The sequence below is a fragment of the Pseudoselenomonas ruminantium genome, from assembly GCF_900104055.1.
Taxonomy (GTDB): Bacteria; Bacillota; Negativicutes; order Selenomonadales; family Selenomonadaceae; genus Selenomonas_A; species Selenomonas_A ruminantium_C.
Genome location: NZ_FNJQ01000015.1, coordinates 1 through 26,495, shown reverse-complemented (window position 1 = coordinate 26,495; position 26,495 = coordinate 1). Strand labels below are relative to the sequence as shown.

Annotated in this window: 25 protein-coding genes and 1 riboswitch; of the genes, 3 read left to right on the top strand and 22 right to left on the bottom strand. The window is 41.9% G+C overall.

The genetic code is table 11. The features are described from left to right. Nucleotides 1-9 precede the first annotated feature (9 nt). The 13 genes from BLQ59_RS07625 to BLQ59_RS07565 are packed head-to-tail and all read right to left on the bottom strand — an operon-like array spanning nt 10 to nt 11,574. On the bottom strand, nt 10-990 hold the full coding sequence (locus tag BLQ59_RS07625; RefSeq protein WP_074572278.1) for a transketolase family protein: 981 nt from the start codon (nt 988-990) through the stop codon (nt 10-12). A 2-nt stretch (nt 991-992) separates the two neighbouring features. Next, complete coding sequence (locus tag BLQ59_RS07620) at nt 993-1,814, bottom strand: transketolase (RefSeq protein WP_074572277.1); 822 nt, start codon at nt 1,812-1,814, stop codon at nt 993-995. A gap of 2 nt (nt 1,815-1,816) precedes the next feature. Next, nucleotides 1,817-2,299: a 3-hydroxyacyl-ACP dehydratase FabZ family protein gene (locus BLQ59_RS07615; protein ID WP_074572276.1), complete on the bottom strand. Its 483-nt coding sequence runs from the start codon at nt 2,297-2,299 to the stop codon at nt 1,817-1,819. 18 nt (nt 2,300-2,317) lie between these two features. Beyond that, entirely contained in the window at nt 2,318-2,557 is a 240-nt protein-coding gene (locus BLQ59_RS07610; RefSeq protein ID WP_176756758.1) for an acyl carrier protein, read from the bottom strand. 24 nt (nt 2,558-2,581) lie between these two features. After that, entirely contained in the window at nt 2,582-4,093 is a 1,512-nt protein-coding gene (locus BLQ59_RS07605; protein WP_074572275.1) for an L-fucose/L-arabinose isomerase family protein, read from the bottom strand. Between the two features lie 28 nt (nt 4,094-4,121). Next, nucleotides 4,122-5,186 carry a ketoacyl-ACP synthase III gene (locus BLQ59_RS07600; protein WP_074572274.1) on the bottom strand — a complete coding sequence of 355 codons (1,065 nt, stop codon included), beginning with the start codon at nt 5,184-5,186 and terminating at the stop codon, nt 4,122-4,124. Between the two features lie 24 nt (nt 5,187-5,210). Beyond that, nucleotides 5,211-5,972, bottom strand: coding sequence for an SDR family NAD(P)-dependent oxidoreductase (locus tag BLQ59_RS07595; RefSeq protein ID WP_074572273.1), 762 nt, complete (start codon nt 5,970-5,972; stop codon nt 5,211-5,213). Beyond that, nucleotides 5,969-7,003 (bottom strand): 3-oxoacyl-[acyl-carrier-protein] synthase III C-terminal domain-containing protein, encoded by a 1,035-nt coding sequence (locus BLQ59_RS07590; protein WP_074572272.1) that lies wholly within the window; start codon nt 7,001-7,003, stop codon nt 5,969-5,971. The genes BLQ59_RS07595 and BLQ59_RS07590 overlap by 4 nt, the downstream gene beginning before the upstream one ends. Continuing rightward, the gene (locus tag BLQ59_RS07585; RefSeq protein WP_074572271.1) at nt 7,003-7,227 is read right to left on the bottom strand and encodes a hypothetical protein; all 225 of its coding nucleotides are present in this window, start codon (nt 7,225-7,227) and stop codon (nt 7,003-7,005) included. The genes BLQ59_RS07590 and BLQ59_RS07585 overlap by 1 nt, the downstream gene beginning before the upstream one ends. A 20-nt stretch (nt 7,228-7,247) precedes the next feature. Then, nucleotides 7,248-7,940 (bottom strand): MBL fold metallo-hydrolase, encoded by a 693-nt coding sequence (locus tag BLQ59_RS07580; protein ID WP_074572270.1) that lies wholly within the window; start codon nt 7,938-7,940, stop codon nt 7,248-7,250. 23 nt (nt 7,941-7,963) lie between these two features. Beyond that, complete coding sequence (locus BLQ59_RS07575) at nt 7,964-8,599, bottom strand: acetyltransferase (RefSeq protein WP_074572269.1); 636 nt, start codon at nt 8,597-8,599, stop codon at nt 7,964-7,966. A gap of 14 nt (nt 8,600-8,613) precedes the next feature. Further along, nucleotides 8,614-10,002: a 6-hydroxymethylpterin diphosphokinase MptE-like protein gene (locus tag BLQ59_RS07570; RefSeq protein WP_074572268.1), complete on the bottom strand. Its 1,389-nt coding sequence runs from the start codon at nt 10,000-10,002 to the stop codon at nt 8,614-8,616. Continuing rightward, nucleotides 10,003-11,574: a P-loop ATPase, Sll1717 family gene (locus BLQ59_RS07565; RefSeq protein ID WP_074572267.1), complete on the bottom strand. Its 1,572-nt coding sequence runs from the start codon at nt 11,572-11,574 to the stop codon at nt 10,003-10,005. Between the two features lie 195 nt (nt 11,575-11,769). Here BLQ59_RS07565 and BLQ59_RS16395 point away from each other — a divergent pair, with 195 nt between their 5' ends. Both BLQ59_RS16395 and BLQ59_RS16390 read left to right on the top strand, forming a co-directional pair. Next, a complete protein-coding gene (locus tag BLQ59_RS16395) occupies nt 11,770-12,027 on the top strand; it encodes a hypothetical protein (RefSeq protein WP_081342497.1) in 258 nt (85 codons plus the stop codon). Further along, the gene (locus tag BLQ59_RS16390) at nt 12,024-12,731 is read left to right on the top strand and encodes a hypothetical protein (protein WP_256324633.1); all 708 of its coding nucleotides are present in this window, start codon (nt 12,024-12,026) and stop codon (nt 12,729-12,731) included. Before BLQ59_RS16395 ends, BLQ59_RS16390 begins: the two co-directional genes overlap by 4 nt. 625 nt (nt 12,732-13,356) lie before the next feature. Here BLQ59_RS16390 and BLQ59_RS07550 read toward each other — a convergent pair. From BLQ59_RS07550 to BLQ59_RS07510, 9 genes are all read right to left on the bottom strand, one after another. Then, complete coding sequence (locus BLQ59_RS07550; RefSeq protein ID WP_074572265.1) at nt 13,357-13,998, bottom strand: hypothetical protein; 642 nt, start codon at nt 13,996-13,998, stop codon at nt 13,357-13,359. After that, nucleotides 13,999-15,402: a dGTP triphosphohydrolase gene (gene dgt, locus BLQ59_RS07545; RefSeq protein WP_176756757.1), complete on the bottom strand. Its 1,404-nt coding sequence runs from the start codon at nt 15,400-15,402 to the stop codon at nt 13,999-14,001. It lies immediately after the preceding gene. Between the two features lie 317 nt (nt 15,403-15,719). After that, nucleotides 15,720-17,333 (bottom strand): aldolase catalytic domain-containing protein, encoded by a 1,614-nt coding sequence (locus BLQ59_RS07540; protein ID WP_218122879.1) that lies wholly within the window; start codon nt 17,331-17,333, stop codon nt 15,720-15,722. 30 nt (nt 17,334-17,363) lie between these two features. Next, entirely contained in the window at nt 17,364-18,419 is a 1,056-nt protein-coding gene (locus tag BLQ59_RS07535) for an AroB-related putative sugar phosphate phospholyase (cyclizing) (RefSeq protein WP_074572263.1), read from the bottom strand. Next, entirely contained in the window at nt 18,416-19,081 is a 666-nt protein-coding gene (locus BLQ59_RS07530; protein WP_074572262.1) for an SDR family NAD(P)-dependent oxidoreductase, read from the bottom strand. Before BLQ59_RS07530 ends, BLQ59_RS07535 begins: the two co-directional genes overlap by 4 nt. Nucleotides 19,082-19,137: 56 nt before the next feature. Beyond that, a complete protein-coding gene (locus BLQ59_RS07525) occupies nt 19,138-19,797 on the bottom strand; it encodes an acylneuraminate cytidylyltransferase family protein (RefSeq protein WP_074572261.1) in 660 nt (219 codons plus the stop codon). Next, complete coding sequence (locus BLQ59_RS07520; protein ID WP_074572260.1) at nt 19,794-20,669, bottom strand: 3-deoxy-manno-octulosonate cytidylyltransferase; 876 nt, start codon at nt 20,667-20,669, stop codon at nt 19,794-19,796. Before BLQ59_RS07520 ends, BLQ59_RS07525 begins: the two co-directional genes overlap by 4 nt. 5 nt (nt 20,670-20,674) lie before the next feature. Continuing rightward, nucleotides 20,675-23,188 (bottom strand): hypothetical protein, encoded by a 2,514-nt coding sequence (locus BLQ59_RS07515; RefSeq protein ID WP_074572259.1) that lies wholly within the window; start codon nt 23,186-23,188, stop codon nt 20,675-20,677. A gap of 301 nt (nt 23,189-23,489) precedes the next feature. Next, nucleotides 23,490-24,821 (bottom strand): NCS2 family permease, encoded by a 1,332-nt coding sequence (locus BLQ59_RS07510; protein ID WP_014425508.1) that lies wholly within the window; start codon nt 24,819-24,821, stop codon nt 23,490-23,492. 72 nt (nt 24,822-24,893) lie between these two features. Then, nucleotides 24,894-24,996: riboswitch (purine riboswitch) on the bottom strand. Between the two features lie 125 nt (nt 24,997-25,121). Here BLQ59_RS07510 and BLQ59_RS07505 point away from each other — a divergent pair. Beyond that, the gene (locus BLQ59_RS07505; protein WP_074572258.1) at nt 25,122-26,360 is read left to right on the top strand and encodes an IS256 family transposase; all 1,239 of its coding nucleotides are present in this window, start codon (nt 25,122-25,124) and stop codon (nt 26,358-26,360) included. Nucleotides 26,361-26,495 lie beyond the last annotated feature (135 nt).

The window sequence follows — 26,495 nt, the reverse complement described above, 5'->3', positions numbered from 1 at the left end:
GCAATCACCTCAATGAACGCTCTCCGCTATATTTACAATTTCGTTAAATATCCCCGCTTCATCCAGCCCATACTTATTCAGCAACGTCTCATGCGAAGCCCCATGCGGATACTCATCCCAAAATCCCATCCTATACACAGGCGGATGCTGAGGCTTGTCCGCATAAAACTCTGCCACGGCACTTCCAAGCCCACCAATCACACTATGCTCTTCCACGGTAATGATTGCCTTGACCTGCCCGACCAAACGTGACAGCAGTTCCTCATCCAAAGGCTTCACTGTATGGAAGTCATACACCGCAATATCCCTGCCATGCTCCTCCTTGTATCTCTTGGCAGCCTTCATGGCATGATAAACCTGCGGTCCGTTGGCAATGATGGCTATATCCCCTTCTGGAATCACAGGCACAGCCTTGCCAATGGCAAACTCATAGTCCTCCTCATACACCATAGGAATGCCAGTCTTATCCATGAGCCGAATATACACCGAACCAGGATACTCTGCCGCAGCCTCCACAATCTTGACCACTTCCATGCTATCGGCAGGGGTGACCACCGCAACATTGGGAATTGCACGAAGCAGAGCCACATCCTCAATGGTGCAGTGGGTGAAGCCTAGTTCCCCGTAGGCAACGCCGCCTGCCAGACCAACCATGACTACTTTGTGCCCCATGTATCCTTGATTGACCCTTATCTGCTCCAAGCATCGCATTGCCTGAAATGGCGCAAAAGTCGCCGTGAATACCGTATATCCCTCGCTGGACAAGCCAGCGGCTATGCCCATCATATTCTGCTCGGCGATGCCTACGTTGATTACCTGCTCCGGCAATTCTTTGTTCATATTGGCCAGGCCGGCAGAATTTACCACGTCTGCCACCACCGCCATTATGTTCTTGTTTTCCTTCGCCAGTTCAAACAGGGCAGTCCCAAAGGTGGGCCTCTGGCCTATGATTGACCAGCGTTTGGCATTTTTCTTGGTATATTCCATCATAGTCATTCTCCAAATCCCAGGTCTTTCAGGCCCTGCTCATAGAATTTCTGCGTCACTACGGCATGATGCCAGCCATTGTCGTTCTCCGCAAAAGACATGCCTTTGCCCTTCACCGTGTCCATAACGACAGCCAAGGGCACGTGTTTATCTTCCTTTTTAGCTAGAGCCGCGCATAGCGCTTCCACATCGTGGCCGTCTACCTGCACAGTCTCCCATCCAAAAGCTTTCAGTTTCCCTGACAGATTCCCCAGCGACATCACTTCATCGTTGGCACCACTAAGCTGAAACTTGTTGCAGTCGATGATAGCGGTCAGATTGCCCAGCTTGAAATTTGGGGCAGACATAAATGCCTCCCAAACGGAACCCTCATTGCATTCGCCATCTCCCAAAATCACATAGACATGATTGGGTAGGCCCTTCTTCTTGCAACCGATAGCCACCCCAATCCCCAAGGACAAACCCATGCCCAGGGAGCCATTGGTGAACTCAATGCCTATTTCCCGATTTTGCACAGGATGCCCCAGGAGGCTGCTGTCATCATCCTCAAAGGTATCTTTCAAAGCCTCGTCCATGATTCCGGCTTCCATCAAGGCCGAGTAAAGCCCCAAGGAAGCATGCCCCTTGCTGAGAATAACCCTATCACGCTCAGGGGATTCCATGCCCTTTTCCCTTATATTGGTCACGCCAAAGTAAAGTACTGCCATCACATCGGCAATGGACATAGCTCCCCCCAGATGAGCTGCATGTCCTCCGGCGTGCTTGCCCATATCCAGCATGAGCTTGCGCATATTTCTGGCGTGATTTTCTATCTCTGCATAGTTCATAATCATTTCTCTCCCGGAACAAACTCCCGCATGATATCCGGCAAGCCAATCTTAAGGTCGGCTGAAAGAGCAAATTCACCGTCCACCGTAGCCTCCACATGTCCCTGGGCCACACCACGACGGAAGGATTTCAGGCGGGCCTCAATGATGAGCGTGTCCCCTGGCTCCAGTTTCCTGCGGAAGCGAAGGTTATCCACATTAAGAAACGCCGTCTTCTTGCCCTTGTGTTCTGGCATGGACAAGAAAGTCATAATAAACGTTTGAGCCAGTATCTCCATCTGGATAAAACCAGGCACATTAGGCTCATCAGCAAAATGCGCTGGGAAGAACCACTCATCATAGGTAAAGTTTTTCTTGGCTCTTACATACTCACCAGGGATGACTTCCTCTACCACGTCCAGGAAAAGCAACGGATACCTGTTCTGCTGATACTGTTGTATTTCATAAGCGCCAATCTTATATATTGGGTCAAACTTAGCTGCCATGTTTCCTGACCTCCCCTGTCACTCAATAACCACGTCGTACTTCTTCAAAATCTCGATTCCCTTGGCAAAAGAACCAAATTCTACGATATCATCTGTCTCCATCTCAATATCAAAGGCATCCTCAATCCCTGCAATAAGTCCCATATGCCCCACGCTGTCCCACGTAGGTATAGCCTGATATTCCAGTTTTGGAGCATCTTCTGCAGTTACATCAAGGTTTTCAACAAAAGCTTCAATATATTTTTCCATGTTAGTCATAATCGTTTTTCCTCCAAATCCAATTCAAACTGACAAGCCTCGGTAAAATGGATTTTCTGTCTCATAGAAATCCCCTTCAAGCCTGTTATAGTCTATATCTGCAGCTTCTATGCCAAGATATCTGAAAACTTCATACACAGCCTGGCCATAATGTCCAAAAAGCACTGCACCATGATGTGGGAAATGCTTTTCCACCAGCACATGACGATAAAACCGTCCCATACCCTTGACAGCGCAAATACCAATACTACCATAGGATTTTGTCGCCACGGGGAGAATCTCACCTTGAGCCACATAAGCACAGAGTTTTCCAGCTGCCGTACTTTGCAGCCTGTACAAAGTGGCCTTGCCAGACTGTAAATCACCCTGAAGTGTGCCTTGGGTAATTTCTTCCGGCAGGTTCTTGGACATCATTTGATGGCTGCACAGCTTGCAGTCCTTCATCTTGCAGGCTGACGTATTACCGCAGTGGAACGCCATAAAAAGATCTCGCAAGCCGTATGTGCCATCAATAAAGCTCTGTCCCCTGATGCTCTCCTCATACATCCCCCTTGGCACGGAATTGTTTATGTCGAGGATTGTCACCGCATCAGCTGTCACGCAGGTACCTATATACTCAGACAAGGCACCATAGATATCCACCTCACAAGCCACAGGGTATCCCTTGGCCGTCAAGCGACTGTTCACATAGCAAGGCACAAAGCCAAACTGTGGTGCAAAGGCAGGCCAGCATTTGCTGGTCAGGGCAACATACTTGCGCTGACCTTTGTGCGTGCGTATCCAGTCCATCAAGGTCAGCTCATACTGGGCCAGCTTCGGCAGTATCCCCGGCGAGGCACTCCCCGCACCGAGTTCAGTCGCCATCTCCTCTACCAGTCCGGGAATACGCTTATCCCCTTCATGCTTCTGGAAAGCATCCAGCAAATCAAGCTCTGAGTTTTCCTCAATCTCTACACCAAGGTCAAACAAAGGCTTGATGGGTGCATTACAGGCCAGGAAATTATTGGGACGCGGTCCAAAAGAAATGATCTTTAGATTTCTCAATCCCTCCACAGCACGGGCAATGGGCAGGAAATCATGTATCATCTCCGCACACTCAGCCGTATCGCCGACCGGCTCCTCGGGAATATAAACACGCTTGTTCCGTATTCCCAACGCATAGCTGGCATTCAGCATACCGCAATAAGCATCCCCACGACCATCAAACAAATCCTCGCTATCGTCCTCTGCCGCAGCGCAAAACATCACAGGCCCAAAAAATTTCTCCGCCAGCATGGTCTCAGCTATCTCAGGACCATAATTCCCCAAATAAATGCACAGGGCATTACATTCTTCCTTCTGGATATTTTTCAACACCCTGCCCACGCTAACCTCATTGTCGCCTACGCAGATAGGGCATTCGTATATATCTGCCTCATCGTATTTAGAGCGGTATATTTCTGCCACTTTCTTGCGACGATTCGCAGACAGTTCCTCGGAGAAACCATTACGGCTGGCCGCTACGACAGCTATTTTCATTGCAGGAATATTTTTCAAATCTGCTCACCTCCCTGCTTTGCTCAAACTACACTTCAACTTGTACCGTGCTGCATTCACTGACTTCACAGAAATGCGTTTCACTAAAATCAGCTGCCAAAGCCGCCCCTGACATGCCAGTACCAAAGCTGCAAAGCACCGTCTTTTGCCATTCACTCCTATGCTCCCGCTCCAGGCACATGGCCAAAAGCACAGAGCCTCCGCCGATATTGCCGTATCCGTCCACCTGAACCATAGCCTTCTTCTTGCTAAGTTTCATGGCCCGCACCAGGCTCTTTACCATAAACTCGTTGGCCTGATGGAACACGAATGCACCAACCTCATCTTTAGACCAGCCCTGCTGTGCCAAAACCTCATCCACTCGTGGAGGCATCTCATTCATGACGAACCGCATGACTTCCAGCCCGTCCATGAACTCCTCCTCCAAGGTACGGACATTGCCCTCAGCATCAGTTGATTCTATGTCCGTCACACCCGGCTGGATAGGCATCCTCTCCCCACCTGCAGGGGTGTAAAGATACTTCAGCCCACTGCCATCATGGACAAAGGAATACTTCATGGGAAGTTTGCCTCCAGCCGTAACCAACAAAGCTGAACCGCCATCTCCCGCCACCATTTTTAAGGCCCTGTCTCTTGGATTCATATGCTTGGCCGCCGTATCACCACAACAGACCAATACATTTTGGCACTGTCCGCTTTCCACCAGCAATGAGGCTGTGAAAATCCCATAGATTACCCCTGTGCATGAATGGTTGATGTCCATGACAATACATTTTGTCGGAATCCCCAGTGCACTCTGGATCAAGCCACTATCCCCAGGATATATGTAATTAGGATGTGGCGTAAGCATCACTATGCCGTCAATGGTCTTGGGATCTATGGATAGATCTCTGAAAAGTTTCTTGGCTGCGTCAATGCAATAATCGGCAGCTGACATTTCTGGGGGAGCCTGTCGGATCTTGTGTATCCCTGTCAGCTTCATGGTTCGCTTTAGAGTATAGTCATCGATATCCAAATCCATAAGGTCAAATTGCTTGTCAGGAACGGATGCAGCCACCCCTACTACCTGCGCTATTTTGCTATCTATGCTCATGCTAATCACTCCATAACTCAAAACTTAACGGGCATTCAAATACCCGCCATCAATCACGAAATCCTGTCCTGTAATCCATTTAGCACGATTACTAAGCAAAAACAGCACCATGCCTGAAACATCCTGTGGAGTCCCCACTCCTAAAGGGCCGGTGTGAATTTCCTCTTTATCCACACCAACACTATCTAAATATGTGGTAGTCATCTCCGTCTGAATCCATCCGGGGCTGACACTATTTACACGTTGGCCTCGATGTGAAATCTCCTTGGACATCACCCGCACAGCCGAGTGAACCGCTCCTTTGGCTGCCGCATAAAAAAGTATTCCCTTCGGGCCCTCATAGGCTGCAACAGAAGAAAAGATAACATACGATGCACCTGCATCAGCATATTTTTTCCTGGTAGCATGTTGCATGAATTTCACACCACCAGCAACAGAAATATCCATCATACTTTTAGCAAGATTTTCATCATATGCCTTAAGTGGTGTGCAGCCAGTAATTCCAGCAGTATAAACACCACCATTAAGTTTGCCAACCTTCGCAGCAAAATCTGCAAACGCTTTATCCCATTCTTCATGTGAAGATGAAACTACATCAAGGCAAGCTATATGAACTCTCTCACTGGCCAGTGCTTTAACTTCCTCCAGCCTTTTCATGTTTCTGGCAACTATAAGCACATTTGCCCCTGACTCAATCAGCTCTGTAGCCACCTGACGCCCCATGCCAGAAGAAGCGCCCACCACCACAAAATTTTTGCCACTGAAATCGAATACTACTTCCTTCATAGCTCACCAGTCTCCAAAACTTTTGTATGGCTCAAATCTACAATAGCAGAAGCTACAGACATTCCCACGCCAAAACCTGAAAGCAACACCTTCCTGAAAGGCTTAAACTCGCCTCTCCTTTGCATTTCTGACATAAGAACAGGAATGGACGCCGAACTGGTATTGCCTATATTCTCCGAACGGAAAGGCATTTTCTCTCGTTGTATCCCCAGCTTATCTGCCAAAGACGAGACTATCATACTATTTGCCTGGTGGACCAAAGCCAGCTCGATTTCCTCAATACCAATAGAAGCATACTCAAAAAGTTGCTCTATATTTTTAGGCACATCTTCAAGAGAAAAAGCCATTACCCCAAGGCCATCCATGTTGCAATAATTCTCTATATTGTCAGTCAGTCTTTCACCTTCAGTCAAACGCAAGGCACGATAGCCGCCACGCTTCACCAAGAGCATATCAGCTCGCTCACCAAAACTTTCAATATGGAAAACAATCTCAGAAGTCTCATTAGAACCAATGATTGCTGCAGCTCCAGCATCTCCTGCTATAGAAAGAAGCCCTGTGTCCTGAGGGAAAGCGTTCCTGCTGGAAGTATCTCCGACCATCAACAGAACTTTACGACCTCCCAAAAAAGTCAGCATGCTCGCTGCCTGAAAAATTCCATAAACAAATCCAGAACAACCAAGGTTTACATCATAGGCAATAATATCCTTTGGCAAATGCAAACGTTCCTGTAAATAGTAGCTAGTAGCTGGGGTAAGATAATCCGCTGTTTGCGTAATAAAGATAAGTGCACCTATATCATTTCTATCCCAGCCACTTGCAAAAATCTTTTCCGCTGCCTGATAGCATAAATCTGAAGTACAAACTTCAGGCACTGCAATACTGAGCTTATGTATACCAGTGCCCTTTGCCAACCTCGATGCTTTCTTGGCAGACAACAGATTCTTGCATCTAGCTTCCACGGACACACGATTTTTGCTGACTACAGCTCCCACAGCTTCGATTACTACCCCGGATAATTTGCCAAGCATTACTTATCCCCCATCAGCAGATTATACAAATCACGCAAAGTTTCAGCAGCCTTCACATCTGCGGGCCAAATTTTCTCTTTCGCAATGGTTGCACCAAAAGCCAAAAAAGCTACATAGCTAAGAGAATCCCATTCCTCAACATCCTTTAGTACCGTATCCATAGAAAGCTCTGCTTCCGTATCCATAATCTCAGCCATCTTCTCCAAAAAATCTTTTTCCTGCATGATTTTTCTCCTTTCAAGATTCAGCAATCCTTTTCCCTCATAAAACATCCATTCTGATACACCAAATTCTTGCACAAGCAAGGTTCACTATGCCCAGGCATAATCATAAGATCATCTTTTAAGCCAAGAAGAAATGATTCTGTCTTTTGCTTATATAAAGTCTTAGAACCTCCTGGAAAACGTAAGATTATAGGTGTATCAGGAATCATATAGTCTCCCGTGAAAACATGGGTGTTATCAACTATAATTACAGAACTGCCCATGGAATGACCTGGACAAGACTGCATGCTTATATGATGCCCTTGCCATTCAAAAACATAACTGTCATCAAAAACAATATCTACATCGATAGGCTCAACCGGCAAGGCATCATAGAAATCCAGTATTTCTCTTTTTTCCGTCTCTGTTTTATCTTCTACCATTGGCATAAAAACAAAGGGACGGTTGTTTTTGGCTACGCTTATGCTTTCTGCACATTTTCTTTGGCATATCACTGTAGTGTCGAACTGCTTTTTATACCAGTTCACACCTGTAATATGATCAAAATGCTCATGTGTAAGAAGAATATACAGCGACTGTATTTTATTTTTCTTCAGTGCGACAAGCGCTTCTTCCGATCGATTCGGGTCAATTAATAAAGCAGCATCATTTTCTATTTCTAAGTACATATTCGATTCAGAATATCTTAGTATGTATCTTGAAAAATTCATCATAGCAAAAACACTCCACGCAACACTTACAATGGCATCGCCGGATTGCCAAAGACCCGCTGGCCTTTCTTCACACGCTTGAACACCACGCTGGCCACGCCAACATATGCATCATCTTCAATCTTGCTATGGGCCATGGCCACAGAATTCGTTCCCCAGAAGGTCCTTTTTCCTACTACGGCATAACCATTGATGCTGACCACTCCCATTAGACTAGAGTAATCCCCTACTACTGCATCATGTCCTATGCCATCACGGCCATTCAAGATGACATAATTTCCTATAACGGATAAATCGTGAATAGTAGTAAAGTGCCCTATGATATTACCTATACCTATCTTTGCTGTATCATGTATGATAGCTGTCTTGTGAATGAGGTTTATGAATTTAGCCCCACAGGATAGCATTATCTCCACAAGTTTCTTCCTGCCAACAGGAGATGCTATAGCACATATGAAAATATCATCATCCTCTACGGGATATTTCCCTACCTCCCCCAGCAAAGGCAATGGAAGCTTTTTATATTCCTTCTCCGGCAACTTTATATCGCCATCAAGAAATCCCTTAACATCCCACTCTTCACCATATCCAATAGAACCTTGTGCATGCCAGTACACTTCACGTGCATAGCCGCCAACGCCTATGATAATTAAATGCTTCATTGTTTTCTCCGTCTCTAAAACAGCTTATCAAATTCTATTCTCTCAAAAGCCTCTAGATTGCCACCACGGGTAGCATTATAAATACGGAAACCATGCTGACGGGAGTACTTTTCTGCCTTTTCGAAAGCGCGAACTATCCTAGGCAGACTTACATCATCACCAACATTTTTGTAAAGATGTCTGTCTTCTTCTTTTATGTAACCATTAATAAAATGCTCTTCTTTCTTTCCAATGTCTTTTGTAAACGATAAATCAACCCCTAGTATATATATCTCATCAAAGCCCATATATGCAGCAAATTGCAGAGACATATCATAGATAACTGTCCAACCCAAGTATACACCTTTGGTAATATCATCAGAGAACTTGGGATAATTCCGTGGATAATAGGCCTCTTCAAAAAAATGCACAGGTTCAAAACCATCCAACAAAAATTCATTCTCTCTATGATTTTGGTCAGCTATAAATTTTACACCAGGAACATCCTCCAAGTTATCTTTTCTCATCTCTTCAATGACCCTATGGTCTGTCACCATAAGATAGTCCGCACGCCACTTCGTTTTAGGATATATCCTGTAAACTTTATTACATCCAATGCATATCTCATTATTATCATGAAGGACTTCTAAATCTTCAACTGTAAGCGATGGACCATTTCCCAACACAAAGCATCTCTTCCCCTTATGAATGCCTTTATATTTCTTAAGTTCTGGATGAAAAAACATTGGCATCTCTTGTTCTACTTCAAATAAACGTAGAATATGGAAATCATGCTCGCACTCTTCCAGTTCATCACAATAGTATGTATCGGCCCGATGCGAATTAACAACAAGACAATCTATTTTTCTCTTAGCTTCTTCCCAGTCAATCAGTGGCAGCCCTAATTTGTTGGCTTCATGCGCTTCTGGAGTGTCAATCACACCAATGATATGTTCAAATCCAGCTTGAAATGCAATAGCAGAAATAAGGTATGGTAAAAATTCATTAGCACCAAGTATGGCCACATTTTTATATACAGAAATATTATGGTCAAACAATCGCTTGGTATACGATACATGCTCCCAACGCCTATACAGACGATAATAAGGCAACATTGGCCATATCTTAATAGTATCTGATTCACTGAACACAAAATATCTGTCACCCCCAGCTTCTAAAAGCTGTGAAACCATCTCCTGTGAATAGTTTCCTGAAGCTACCACGACAATGGTTTGACCCTCGTTGTATATTTCCATCATAGCAGGAAAGTCTATGATATCTTTCTCTACTTCGATAGTCCCCATTGTCGCATACATTTTTTGTCCAGCTTTATAGTTGTCTACAAAGCACTTCACGCAATCATTTTGAAGAAAAAACCAAGCCTTTATTCCTACTTCACCTGCACCGAATATAATATAATGCATTTATCGTCTCCTATATTCTCTTATTCTTCCCTTTTTCTGTTTGCGTTGCAATGTGGTTGTCTTGCCTTTGTAATTCTCTCCAACATCTTTATTTTGAATTCTCTTCTTTTCTTCTTCTTTAAGATTATACAAAAATACTCGATAACAAGGATGAATGTCCCAGGTATATTTTTGAACATCATTCCATCTAGTCCACGATACCAACGTCTCATCATATGGTATGAACGAATACCCTCTTTTTTGAGTATTGTCTATTGCACGTGGATTTATAAAGCCAATATTAAACAACAAATCCCAAACCTTTATAACTTTATCATCCAGTAATTTTATAGTTTTTCCATTGAATATAATATTTCCCTGTCCTAAAAAATCACTTAGATGTTTTCGTAATTCTTCAGGCTGCATCTCAAATGTTGCCAATGAAAACGATCTTATAAGTGGCTCAATTTTAGAAAACATGTCTTCATTTTGTTGTATCAAATCACCCACACGCTCTTCCGAATATTTCAACGCAGTATTTTCTACATCCACATCACTAATTCTCGAAGCCATCTTCTTCTGTGCATTACGCACAAGAAAACTCACCAGTTGAATCAAATCTCTTGGGTTTTCTCTACTAGAAGATATTAGATAATCATACCATCTTCTTCTCTCTAATGAATTAGGGACTTGACAATCTTCCCCCTCAAAAAAAGCATCATACAAATTATTGGATTTAATTTCATAACGCTCTTTACAAAATAACAATCTGCGCTCCAAAATACATTTCAGTTTCTCCCTATCCGAACGTAATGTACACACCATATTTCTAATTTGATCATACTTGTCCCTGTTTCCATTATTAATACTTAGTTTGCGCCATATTTCTCTTCTTACAGAAACTATAGGAACTATATTGGGAATATTAATTGCAATTTTCAATAACGCCAGCACTTCTGCCCATATCACATCATAATAATCACTACGACAAGCATTACATATTTGATCTATGTCATCCAACAAAACATAAAAAACTTTTCTATCTTTCATATAAGAAGATACCACTCGCTCACGACTTGCTGAAGTAAATGCATACGATGGCAACATCTCTTTAAAATCTATTTTGGTCACAGCTTTACCTATGGGCATTATAATATTTAAAATTTTGGATACTGCTGTTGGTTCTCTAACGCCTTCTCTAATCGCCTCTTGGAGCAACCTATTATCATCATCGCTCAATAATCCTTTTTGTCTAATCCCCAATTCCAACGCCATAGCCTTTAATATTGACGCATATATATTTGAAATCATACTTGCCGGTGAAGCATTTTCGCTAAAATTCCACTCTGGAAAGTCTGTAGGCGTAAGTTGGATAACAGGAATATCCAATTTCTCTGCACGATCTTTCAGATAGCCCAATAAAGCACTCTTACCGCTCCCCTTATTTCCTACTAAAATTTTCAAAGTATTATTCTTTGGTTTGATAATGCTAAGAAAATCTTCTGTAGTAACAAAAACATCATTAAGAAAGCTTTTTTCAGTTTCTGCACTTCCGCTATCAAAAAATTCACTTAAGCATTCCAAGTTATCCATAGCATCCCACCACCAATTACCAATGTAAATTAGAAAACTCAAAGGTCGCTATCTACGTACCCTGAGACATAGCACATTCTTCAATATGCCCCAATATTTACCGAATTTTATTGCAAAAACTTGTTGCAAATGTGTTTTACCCATCTCTGCTTCATGTTTCACATGTACAATAGTACTTGAAAGAAGGTGAACATCATGCAGAGATTGCCTGAAAACGGCTCCCATGCTGCCTACCAACAGCTCCTCTCCCAACACATTGGCAACAAGCGTTTCAAACGCTTCAACAAAAAGATGCGTAAACTCGCAAACAAACTCCGAACTCTTGACCTTTCACCGGTTGACGAAATCATGCGCCCCTTTCTACTCAGAGGAAGGTCGCCCGGCATGGCTGCCTTCCTCGATGCTGCGCTCTTACCTCCTTTCCATATGGCTCAAGTGCACTTCTCTCGTTGAGTGGGCCAAACGCCTGCGCTCAGATAAATGTGTGGCTGTGCTGTCAGGCTTCACCCCGGGGCATACACCGACTTACGCTTCTTTTTACGACTTCTTCCATCGATTGTGGCCTGGATCCAACAACTTCTCGCCTCAACTGCGTTACCCGCAAGAAAAAAACTCCAAAAGAGAAATCCACGGGCGACAAGTCTCCAAACTTCACCCCGGATCACGCTGCCACCATCATTAAGTATTTCGAAGGGCATAGTGCCGGCGGCTTTCTCAAAACCAAACTGCATATCATAGGCGAAATCTTTAAACGTGTTTTCATTGCGGGTTCGGTGCGCAGGCAAATCATTGATATCAACCATATGTTGCTAGCCGGCGATGGCACGCCCGTTAAAGTTTCCAATCGTGAACGCAGTCATTCAACCTGTGACTGTCATAAAAACGGTATCGCAAATTGCTGCCATAAACGCTGGTTCTCCCAACCAGATGCCAACTGGGGGTGGGATTCGTCCAGAAACTTCTTTTACTACAGTTACAATCTCTACCTCTTCACAGATGCAGAATCCGGACTGCCAGTCTTTCCTATCCTGGAGCGTGCCTCCCGCTATGATCTTCCTGCTATGCTGCACGGACTTGCCTGCATCAAGACATTTTTTGCGGACTGGAAAATTTCTGCTTTAATCCTCGATGCCGCACATGATGCCAGCGCAGTCTAAACGACGTGTAAAAGAAACAACATAACTCCCTTCATTAACTTGAACGCACGCAACATCAAGTCTCCAGAAGACAAAAGTTATACCACAGTGCCTGATGGTGTACCTGTTTGCCCATTAGGACTTCCTATGAAACCCAACGGTACAGATGTACAGGGCCAAGTATATTTGTCCCAAAACAAAATATGCTGAAAGACTCTGTATGTGCCTCTCCACCTGTACAAATTCTACTTATGGACGCGTTGTAAACATAAGCCTCAAAGATGATCCACGGCTTTTCTGCGATCCACCACGGGGGTCGACCCAGTAGAAAGCCATTTACAAAAAACGCACATCTGCCGAAAGGTCAAACAAACGCATAAAGATTGATGGGCTGCTGGAAGAAGGACGTCACCATTCTTCCATGATGTGGTATATCATGTTATTCGCCATAATATCCGTTATCCACGTAGATGCCTAGCATAATAGCAACTGAACCTTGAAAAAAATTGGTATTTCAAGGGCTGGGAATTATGCGCCAATTTTCAACCACCTTCTTCAAAATTACGATATTCCAGTCCCATGTAAAAGCATTTCGCATCACCGCCTTACTAATAACATGGCATTATTCTTTAGTCTGCTTGGTTTTCTAATTTACATTCTTAGGAATCCCCCCCCTAAAAACTGTCTTCTTAAACGCGCTATTATTTTTATATTTTTCTACAATTTCTGCCACTTGATTAGAATATGTCATTTTATATTTCTCAGCATAAGATATAGCTCTAACTGCATTTATATGAACATATGGACTTTGTTTAAATACAACACTAATTTTTTTATTACGTTCCGCCATATCATAAGCTTTTTTATAAAACTTATTTCTACGAAAATCATAAACTATTCCATCTACGTTTAAAAAAACACTATTTTCCAAGTTAGTATAATTTGCTACCATACTTGAATTCTTAAAAGCCCATGTGTCCTTTAATTCCCATATATCAATTTTAATTTTACCTATCTGTATCTTATATCCACCGAACTTATTGCGTGAATATCTAATTTGTCTGTTACATAATATTTTTCTCAGCGTTCTTCCCTTTTTATACTCGACAACAAAGTCAAAGTCTTTAGGTAAATTATTTATATCGAATCGATAACCATTTTCTATGTAATTTCTCACTGCACCTCCCATCATATATATATTGTGACTACGTTCTATATCTTTTATAAAATTTAGAGCCCTTATATTCTTTCTTATAAGAAAATAAAAGGCAATTTTTAAGCTAAACATTTATACTCCATATGGCAATTTATACCCTGTAAGTTCTCTATATAACTTCAATGCGTAAGAGTCAGTCATCCCACTTATGTAATCTGTCAATAGCAGATGCCTATAATAACTCGTATCAGGCCCACTATTATATACTCTTATAAAGTTAGGTGATATCAAAGAATATAATTTACCTTCTCTGTTTTTCTTTTTAGCCCCTTCATTTATCGCAGGCCAAAACATATCCATCAGCCCTGTTAAAATGCTATCACCCGCAAGTTCTAATTTAAGAACTTCTTTAGAGTTAAAACAACATCTCCTTGTCACTTCTTTTAATGTAGGCACATATTTACCTAAAGTGCTATTTATTACCAAATCTCCATTAAAATCATTATTCATAATATCATCATACTTGGTAACAAATACATCATTCGCCGACAAAATCATTCCGCCTTGAACAAGGACGCGGAAATTTTGTACAGACCTATATGCTAATTCCTTTTCTTTTATTTCACTATTATTTAACTTCTCTTCTTTTTCATAAAACCGCTCAGCCAATTTATCATCTATTTTTGCTAACTCATCTACAAGTTTTTTCTTTTCATCCCCCCATTCTATAACTCCTTTTCTAACTCCGTCCTCGATATCATCAAGCAAATAAGTTATATCATCTGCTGCTTCAAGAATATACGAAAGCGGATTTTTCCGTTCATGCTTACCAGTCTCCGTAGCTTCAAATATGCGTTTCATCAATTCTTCTTCTGATGCAAAATATCCAAATTTCTTTTTATTGGTTGATAATTCTTCAGATCCTCTCGGGTATTTAATCATTGCACCTAACGTTGCATATGTTAAATTTAATCCATATCCATCATTAAGATTTTGCAATTTGGATACAATTCTTAACGATTGAGCATTACCTTCAAAGTTAAGAAAATCTTTCTGTTCCCTCTTATCTTTCTCGACACCATTCAACGTGGTGAATTTATTTTCGAACCATTTTCTTATGATGCTTTCACCATAATGGCCGAATGGTGGGTTCCCTAAATCGTGAATCAAACCAGTCACTGCAAGTATATTGGCTATATTATTCCCTATACTTGAATCTGCTCCATCTTTTTTTGCCTTATCTTTTATCCTGTCATCATCTATTAATGCATTGCCTATAGCTTGCCCCATAGATCTACCTATGGATGAAACTTCCATAGAATGAGTCAATCTATTGCGAACAATATCATTTTCCTGAAGAGGAAATACCTGTGTCTTATTCTGCAATCTTCTTACCGCAGACGAACATATAGTACGATTATAATCTTTTTCGAATTCAGTCCTTTTATCCGAATTGTAAATATCATTTTTTTCTTCTGGTTTACGTTCCCTATCTGTCGAAAGCAGCCTCTGCCAGTTATATCTTTTTACATCCACAAGTTTTTCCTCCTTTTTATTTGATTGTGAATTTCCCATGTTTTTAACTATCTAAAATTTTCAAACTCGCATGAATAGCGGCTTCACGATAGATAGTTAATTTCATAGGAAGTTCACATTAACGTGTTACCTAACGACAACCAGCCCAAGTCTAAGTAACAGCTTCTCGCTAGGTTTACCATGGTAGAAACTCCATCTACCTATACTTACTGTACTGAACTGGCGCACCATTATAGACACCTCAAAAAAACATTTGTTTATTTTTCCACTTAATCATTAGTATATTTTGGACATAAGGTAACATTTGAACTCCGACATTATACCATTTTATACAGCGAAGGTGTTATAAATTCCACATCAATTTCATTAGTCATATCCATTATCATGTCGCTAATTATTTCATTATTATGCACTAGTACCCCTTCTTCACTAGCAAATGAATAACTGACATCATAATAATCACTATTATCTCCAGTAAACCCATCAAATCCAGCTAAAAAAATTTTTCTTTTTCCTATTCTTTGCATCAATTTCATAACCAATAATAAAGCATTATCCTTTTTATAGTTCTCTCCCCTCAAAAGAGAACTATAATTTATAACATAGTCTGGTTTCCTATCAAAAGCATTTATATTAGATGTGAGAATCATCTTACAGGACTGTGGCAACATATTAAACATATCTGCCCATGCATTATAGCGCTTCGCATTACTAAGAAAAACATATTCGCTTTCGAACAGTTCGGTAGCGAAATTAACAGATATGGTTACCGCACCCTTTTCTTTAATAATATTTTTTATTCTCTTTTCATTTTCTACAATACTTCCTCCAGGCCCGAGCAGAAGTACTTCTTTATCTCCCAGTGCTTCCGTGAGACGCGCACAAGCTTCACTATCATCTATATTATTAGTTTGATGTTCTGAATAAAGCTTCTCTATACAAATCTCATCATATAAAAGCTTCTTTTCCTCAGGCAGTGCTGACAATATCTCATTTATTGACGTCACAGTCAGTGTTTTTTTATCGAGTAAGTATTGTACATAATTTGGATGACAGTTCTGCATTGCCGATATATAGAAATTATATTTATAACCCCAAAAGCGTTTCTGATAGATAGGCATGAGATTAACATCCATTATTTCCAAAAAAGAATTTATATCATACTTCTTATCAAAGTATTTATTCATCTGCATGGAAAGAAGTTCAATCGGACAATTCCCTGCACTTTTGCCCATGCCATAAACAGTAGCATCTACAACTCGGTCTCGCTTCGTATTTATATGTAAAAAATTCATCGAATTGCTAAACGCCAACTGAAAATTATTATGTGCGTGATACCCAACAATAATCTCTGGATCAAGATTATTATCAATAAGGTTAAAATAATGTGTCAACCATTTTGTATCAAGCAATCCGTATGTATCTACAATAGAAAAAGCATATGGCTTAATCCCGTTAATTTTCTCAACATACTTCAGCATTTCCATATCCGAATACGCTGTAATGGAGATTGCCTGTATAAAAAGCTTGTATCCCTTTTCCTTGATAGCCTTACAAAAAGGTAATGCTTTATCAATCTTTTCTTTTTTAAATATTACACGAATACCTTCAATAAAAGTAGTCGAGCAATCACCTATATTACTTAAATCACATGTTCCAAAGTTAATCATTGCTACTGGCAACGCATGTTTTTTCTTCACATCTTTAAATATTTCATAAAAACATTCCGTATTAGGAGCAATGGAGCGATTAGGATCAAATGGACGGCGATCATCCAGAAACCCCACTTCTATATAATCTACTCCAGCTGAATCTAACTGCTTATATATAGATGTTATTGAGTGGTGACCAAAATTCCAGTCATTTACATATCCACCATCCCGAAGCGTACAGTCCAATAAATGAAGTTTATCAGTTATTATATTTGACACATTAACCACCTCGAAATGATAATAATAGTATTACTCCGATAAAAATTTCTCCAAAAATTTCGAAGCATTTTTTATCTCACTAGATTGTATATCATGCACAATTTCCAAATCTATATTGTTATTCATCAATATGGCCGTAATATTCGAATCTATTTGTTTTTTATCCTTATGTATAGCTACTTCCAGTTCTCCTGCTTTTAAATCAATACCATTTTTGTACAACGGAATTATACGCTTTATAATTTTTTCAATTCTATGAACTACCTCTTCTGAAATCATGCACCTGGAAAGACTGATGCGATTAGCCATCACCATCCCCATTGCCACTGCCGTACCATGAGGCACAGCATAATCTGTTACTGCCTCTATTGCATGTCCAAAGGTATGTCCATAATTCAAAAGGACCCTAGTTCCTTTATCAAATTCATCTTCCTCTATTATATTTTTCTTGAACTCTAAGGACGCTTTTACGTAGGGCAACAATTTGTCTGGGGCACGCTGCAATAACTCTGGCATATCCTTTTCCATAGAAGCAAGCTGGTTGTCTCCACCCATGACGTTAAACTTGACAACTTCTCCTAGGCCACTCAAGAAGTCACCTTCTTCGAGTGTCTTAAATAAGGACGAACAAATATAAATTTCATCAGGAGGATAAAATGTTCCCAACAGATTCTTGAATTTGTCATAATTCAGTGAAGTTTTGCCACCAATACAACTGTCACAGGCGGAAAGTAGAGTAGTAGGTACAAAGGTCCAAGCAATTCCCCTATATAGGATATTAGCTGCAAAACCAGTAACATCTTGAACAATGCCTCCACCTATGGACACCAGTCGGGTATTCCGTTTAGATGCCATTACTGTCATTGCTGCACAAACGTCCAATGCCGTATATATTGTTTTATTTTCCTCCCTGGCATCCATCAGATACATACGCTCTTTCGGCAGACAAGAGAATAATTCATTCTTGTATATTTCATATACTTTCCTATCCAAAACATAAAATCTATTGCTGCTATCTCCCTTGAGCCAGTCTAGGTTATTTACAATATGAACTTCATAGTTCTTGCTTTTGGAATGTACAATCATTGGGAAGTATACCCCCCATCTACTGTAATCTTTTGTCCTGTCAAATATGTATTATTTTCATTGCCAAAGAAATAAACCACATTAGCTATTTCCTCTGGCTCTGCCATTCTTCCTAGTGGTATTTCACGGCTGATTTTCGCTATAGCCTCTGCGTCATTGTTTTTCCTAGTCAAATCAGTCAGCGTAAACCCAGGGCAAACTGTATTCACAAGAATATTGTAGGGCGCAAGTTCCACCGCCAAGGTCTTGGTCACCCCATGTATGCCATGCTTAGTGGCACTATACACAGTCCTGCCCCCCTTAGAGACCACCGCCCAAATTGAACCGATGTTAACAATTCTGCCGAAGTTATTCTTCTTCATATTTCTGGCGAAGCCTCGAATAAGTCTGATTGGTGATATTAGATTAACCTGCATCATCTGTTCCAATTCTTCGTCCGTTATTTCATCTATAAGGTTAACATCATTTACTCCAGCATTATTGACAATAATATCGATTCGTTCATCCTGATATCTACGAATAAATTCCTCAACAGAATTCTCAGCTGCTAAATTACATTCCTCTCTGTCTGGAGCAATAACCTTATATCCTTCTTGCCTATATTTATTAGCAATTGCCTTGCCTATACCACGGACCCCTCCCGTTACTAAAACAGTATACATCTGTGTTATGCTCCTTACTTAGCAGGTTTCCCCCACCACGTTCCAGCAACTCTTATCTAAAGTCCATATATTACATGACCAACATGCTCTGCCAGCTTGAAATCTTCAATTGTGTTAATATCAACAGCTTCGAACTTCGAAACTATATGTATGTATGGATGCGCCCCTATCCTACAATGATATTTTTCTGCAGATTCTCGAGTTACACCATATAATCCAGTTGTTTCCTCAAAAATCGGCAACATATCCTGACTCCTTGGCAGTACACAAGGACGATAATTGACAGGGTTGCCAGCCATCCAATAAAAACCATGATTCTCTGTTGCCGTAAAACATGAATCATAGACATTGCTTTCCGTCATATTCTTAAAACATGCACGTATTGATTCCGGCTGTAGAAAAGGCGCTGTGGCAAAAGCTTGGAAGTAGTAATCATATTCTGGATATAACAGCAAGTGATACTTAAGCAAATCATTACCATTGGCGTTTTTTTCTGCCAGAGCTGACAGTCTTTCTATGACCTTGAAGCCACATCCCACTGCATAAGAGGCTACTTCCCCACTGTTTGTATCCACATATACATCATCAAAAACACCAGCTTCCTTCACATGATGGAGGATATGCTGATACAGTTTGAGGCCATTTAAAACCCTCAAATTCTTGCCTGGCACACGTTCTGAATTTGCCTTTATGGGGATAAAACATGCACTTTTCATGCCACCATCTCCCTGGTGGAAAAAAGACTACTTTCCACAAATTCAGTTGATTTCTGTTGTATCAGTAAGCTACCTCCTATGCGTGTCCATTGATTTAAATTTGAATGCCCCCCCCGCGCACATCGTGATACTTTGTTTACTGCTGTTACATGTTTTGCCATAATCTCACGTACCTTTTCTAAATCCCTCGGTGTGTCCACCGACAAGGCATCGGTTTCCACCAATTTATGCTTGACCTTAATGTGATGTTCCAAAAACCTCTGCAACGTTACATCTTCTATACTCTCTATTGCCCCCTTGGGCTGCGATACGAAATAGTCTAGCGAAGCCTTGTTGTAGCATTCCACACCAATAAGCTTCTTATAACGAAACATTATCGTCTTATAGGGAAAAGGCACCGGTGACCGTGTCAGCATTATAGTGTCTTCTTCTTTATTGGTGGCTACCTTTATATTAGCAGGATCTACTACCTCAGCAGGGTCAGTAAAATATCTGCATAAACCTCCCACACAGTATTCTTCTTTCTCGTCTATAACATCGAAGATCTTTCTAATCACATCAGCCTCAATCAATGGTTCATCTCCACACACAACCACATAGTAGTCAGCAGACACCTTTTCACTGACCTCATGAATACGTGAAACATGAGTAATATGATCCTTTCGAGTCATTATGCAAGCAATATCAAATGCCTCACATACCTCCTGGATTCGTTCATCATCTGTAGCTACAAAAACCTGCTCTAACTCCTTAACTTTAGCAGCTTGTTGATATACCCACCAAATCATAGGCTTTCCACAAATATCTTCCAAGGGCTTACCTGGAAAACGTGACGATTCGTATCTTGCAGGTATAACTCCGATTAACTTCAATTATGTCAAACCCCTTCTTTTATCAACTGATAAATATACTCTCCTATTAATCTTTCTTCTAATTCATCTTCAGCCTTCAAATCAAAAGTCTTCATATATTCTAAATAATCTTCAATAGAAACTACAGCTTCAAATGTAATTCTATTTTCATCTAAAACATGATTTATTATATTTTTCCCCAAAGAGTTCAACAACTCCGAGGAATATCTTATAGCTTCGAAATAAAACTTTTTCTCCTTCGCATTAAACCTAAGAAGACCATTGCCGGCTCTAGGGTATAGATAAAGATTTTCTCCATCTTCCCTATAGCCTAAAAATAGCAACGAGCCTCGTATATCACGCTCAAACCCTGGAGGAAAATTATATGTCAAATTTTCCCATTTATTAGAGGATGGACTAAACATCCAAAATCTGTCCTCACGACCAGATGGTAAAATCAATTTATCTTGATAAGGAATCAGTTGAATATAGGGAACTACCTCATCTGTAGCTTCGTATGGAATATCATAAATATCTCCGGTATTATCAGTCTCACACCAACGTCCTATAACGTGGTTCATACCAGTAAAATAAAACCAACCATCTACATAATTTATATATCTCAAGCGTATATGTATAGGTAACTCAATTTTCTCTACTGCAAAAGTCCTTAAAGAAATTTTCAAAATTATATTTGTAGGACATAATGCCAAATACAAAAATCCATCCACATTTATTGCACCATAAAGAGAGAAAATTTCGTAACGTGTGGGATGCGAAATCATTCCTGCGATTTCCTTTGAAACTTTTTCTATATAATCTATTTTCTCATTCTTTAAATCAAAGAAAGCAAATGGCGTATTTAAATTCACAGGAATCAGCATTAATTTTTCATCAACTTCAATGCATTGCATATAATGCACATACTCATCATCCCCACCAGGAATCTTTAATAAGTTGAATTTACTATTCCTACAATCATAAACCGAAATACCATGTCCATTTATAGGAATAAAAAACAGTTTATCCCCCTTAACAAATACATTTCTATGCAAATCTCCCTGCCATGGTTCTTCTCCGGGAAAACTCCCCAGAAATTCCGCCTTTGTCTCTCCTACTCTATAACGAAACAATCCGTTGAAACTGTTTTCGGAAAAGTACATATACCCATCTTTCTCAACAGAATCCATAAAATGTGAAATTCCACTAAACAAATTCTTACCTGCCCTGCAATTTTGTATAAAGACCTTCTTCCCCGTCTTTTCATACAGATGTACCAAGCTGCTCCAATCCCCATAATATCCATCTGTACATTCAATTGCTCTGTCCATATCCGGAGTATCGTCATAAATCCCCCATTTCTCGCTACGATATGTATTGACAATCTCCTCATACTCCGCCAAAAGTTCAGGATGCATAGACCTAAATGTAGATATCAGCAACGGATGAGGCCGCCACCAAAGCAATACATCATTCTGCTTTTTAAAGGTTTCTATAACAGAGCGCACCTTCTCTACAAACTTCTTTCTATGATCCAGCATAGCACTAAGTCCTGTGTTATAGAAAATCGTCTTCCGCCCAGCTATCAATCTCTCCCATTCCTCCGGTATCTGATAATCTTCTTTTTTGCTACCAAACACCTTGTCAAACTTCGGCGATCCCAGCCCCAAAATACGCTTCTCCCAATATTCCTTGGTTGCATTGGTATGTCTGGCGAGAATCTTTACATAGACCTGTTTCATAGCCTCAGACTGCACAATAGTGTAATCTGCATTTATCACACCAGGCTCAAGGACAAAATTGGCAATTTTATTCTCAGTTTCCTGTATTTCCTTTTTCTTTTCTGGATCATCATAATCAAAATTCGGTTCAGCAAGTACAAAATAGGGAATGTAGATCAACTTATCTGCACATTCTTTCAGGTTGCTGCTATAATAAGTCCCCTCTACGCTGGTCACTCTATTATTATTATCATATGGATTATGATAGAAAATCACTTCCGGATGCCAGGCTTTCAAATCCACACTTTGCCAATCCAATGTAGGTACATATTCAGGAAATTCATATCTTTCGCAATGCCACTCCCTGGCAGTGCCATCAGGATTCCTGTCACAGTAGGGAATCGGCATCACATAAGCGATGCAGTTTTCCTTATCCTCATCTGCCGCTTTCCACACACTCTCGAGGCTGTCCCACATACTGGCTTTATACGGCAGGAAGAATATTTCCTTCTTAAATTTATCTTCCTTAATTGTTTCTACAACAATATGCTGCAGAAGCTCCATGCACAGAGCTATAATCGCCTGTGCATCTCCCGCAGCCTCACCGGACTGTATCTCTTTAATCGCCATGATGAGCCCGTCATAGATTTCCTCATATTTTTTATAAGCGGCTTCAGGCAAGCCTTTTTGGCAAAGGCTCTGTGCATCTGTCAATCTCTGCAGAAGATCATTGATGTCCAAAGGCTTTCCCTTTTGAAGCATATCGAGAGCTGCATTGGCGCTTTTCAGTTTTGCTAAAAGTCTTTTCTGTATAGCCATCAGACATTACCTCTCTAAACGACGACATAACCGCCCTATAAGCCCCTTCCACCGTCTTCGACAGTTCCCCTCCCACGTAAAAGGGGAGGCTGGCATGACAAGGTTAGTGAGATTTACTATAATTGTACGGCTTTCCTATCCACTTGATACTTCCTTTTTTCATCCTTTAGTCTAAATTTTCGACATTGAACGATTATTTCCTTCTTTTTTCTCGAATTCACGTGTTTGATCACAGATATACAAAAAACCCGACCATCAGGCACTTATCGACTGATGGCCGGGTTCGGCGCGTTATAGATTTTTAGGAACGCATAAAGAGATTAATCATAAAGGCAATGCTGACGAGCCACATGATGGGGCTGACTTCCCTGGCCTTGCCGGACAGGGATTTCATGAACGCATAGCTGATGAAACCGAAGGCGAAGCCGTTGGCGATGGAAGAAGTCATGGGCATCATGATGATGGTCAGGAAGGCGGGCAGGCCGTCGGTGAAGTCGGCGAAATTCACCTTGCCTACTTCAGACATCATCAGGGCGCCGACGAGAATCAGCGGCGGTGCCGTGGCAAAGCCTGGCACGAGGCCAATCAGCGGTGCGAACAGCAGGGACACGAGGAAGAGTACGGCAACGGTCACAGCCGTGAGGCCGGTCTTGCCGCCTGCTGCGATACCGGCAGCGCTTTCGATATAAGAGGTGACCGTGGAAGTACCGAAGACTGCGGAGAAGATCGTACCCACAGCATCGGTATTCAGGGCTTTGTCGAGATTCTCGATCTCGCCGTTCTTCTTGACGAGATTGGCCTTGGCCGTGAGACCAATCAGGGTACCCATGTTATCGAAGAGTTCGACGACCGTGAAGGTGAAGATGATGGACAGGATACCGTAGTTCCAGGCACCCATGATATCCAGCTTGCCAAAGGTTTCGCCCATATGCGGCAGGCTCGTGCTGACCACATCAGAGAATGCATGAGGAACCGGGGAATAGCCCAGCACCATGGAAAGGACCGTCGTAGCGATGATACCAATCAGGATGGAGCCCTGCACGTCACGGGCCATCAGGACACCGGTGAGTACGAGACCGAACAGGGACATCGCCGTTTCCGGTTTGGTCACATGACCGAGGGTGATGAAAGTAGCGGGATCGCTGACAATCAGGCCGGTGCCTTTAAGACCGATAAAAGCGATGAATAAGCCAATACCCACGCCGATAGCCACGCGCAGATTCTGCGGCACGGCGTTGATGATGGCCTGACGCACATGACTGATGGTCAGGATCAAAAACAGCAAACCAGAGAAGAATACTGCGCCCAGCGCTACCGTCCAGTGGAGTCCTAACACACCGCAGACGTAGTAAGCGAAGAACGCATTGAGCCCCATGCCCGGTGCCAGAGCGACCGGGTAGTTAGCGAACACGCCCATCATCATCGTGGACAGCGCCGCAATCCAGATGGTGGATGCAATGGCGGCCTCTTTGGGCACGCCGGCATCAGCGAGGATGTTCGGGTTGACGAACATGATATACGCTAGGGCGATAAAGGTGGTGAAACCAGCGATAATCTCCGTGCGTACCGTGGTTCCCTTTTCCGAGAGCTTAAAGAAGCGCTCCAGGAAAGACTGACTTGCTTGAACTTGCATAAAAAATAATAGCCTCCTCTTTCTTAGCAGGCGGACTCATAAGTCACCGCAAGAAAAAGGAAGCTTCAACTATCAATGCTTCGTTTTTCTTGTAGACTGTGACAATTTACGGTTGCCTGTAGAAACGCCCATACCATATTCATGGGCTTATACAAGAAATTAACGATAACAGAATAGCAAAAAACAGGACATATGTCAATTTATTAGAAAATTTATCTTTTTTACACAGGAGTCTATCCCGGATTTTGTGTAAACCTCCCAAGTGATGTAAAATAGAGACATTACTTGGGAGGTATTTTTATGAGCAGGAAAACACGCACCCCAGAAGAACAGGCCCGCCGGGAGAAGATTCGGGCATTGCTGCAGGAAAGCAACGTTACCAGCATGGAAGACATCCAGAACTTGTTCAAGGAAACCATTGCTGAATTCATGGAGAATGGTCTTGAATCTGAGTTGGATGAATCCTTGGGTTACGGCAAGTATGACTACAAGAACAAGGATACGGACAACAGCCGTAACGGACACAGCAAGAAGAACCTCCGTACCAGTTTTGGCAATGTGGAGATTTCCGTTCCCCGCGACCGCAAGGGGGAATTTGAGCCGCAGCTCGTCAAGAAGAATCAGACCAGCATCAGCCAAGACATTGAAGAAAAGATATTTTCTATGTACGCAAAAGGTATGAGCACCAGCGACATTGAAAGCCACATACAGGACATCTATGGCCTTTCTGTCTCAGACACGACCATCAGCCGCATAACGGACAAGATTCTTCCACTGGTCAGAGAATGGCAGCAGAGGCCCCTTGAAAACCTGTATGCGGTGGTATTTATGGACGCTATTCACTACCATGTACGCAGTGAAGGACAGATTGTCAAGAAAGCCGTTTATATTGCCATAGGCATTAACCTCGATGGCCGCAAGGAAGTATTGGGCATGTGGGTAGGCGAAAACGAGAGTGCAAAATTCTGGGCCAGCATTCTGAACAGCATGAGGAACCGTGGCGTGGAAGATATACTCATTGCCTGCACGGACAACCTCACAGGCTTTTCCTCCGCCATAGAAGCAGTATTTCCCAAAACAGAGATACAGAACTGCATAATCCACCAGCTTCGTAACTCCAGCAAGTATGTGAGCTACAAGGATTTAAAGGAACTGATGGCTGACTTGAAAGAGGTTTACGCTGCTCCTGATGAGAATGCTGCCACAGCAGCACTGGAAAGTTTCTCCGACCGGTGGGACAAGAAATACCCCAAGATTTCCCAGTCATGGCTCGATAACTGGGCCAACCTCAGCACCTATTTCAAATATCCGGCTGAGCTTAGGCGGCTTATCTATACCACCAATACCATAGAGGGGTTCAACCGCCAGCTACGCAAGGTGACAAAAGCCAAGTCTGTATTCCCGACAGATGACAGTCTACTGAAAATGCTCTATCTTGCCATGATGGACATAACGAAGAAATGGACAGGCCGCCGCCAGGATTGGAGCATTATTCACGCACAGCTGGCCGTCTATTTTGAAGACAGGCTTCCGGAATAAAAAACTGCACGTTCAAGGATTTCTTGACGTGCAGAGCGAAATATGTTTGGTATTAGCAACAAGGGCTTACGGCTCTTGCCTTAATAACAATTTTACATCACGATATGGAGTTTACACAGAATTTGGGACAGCCTC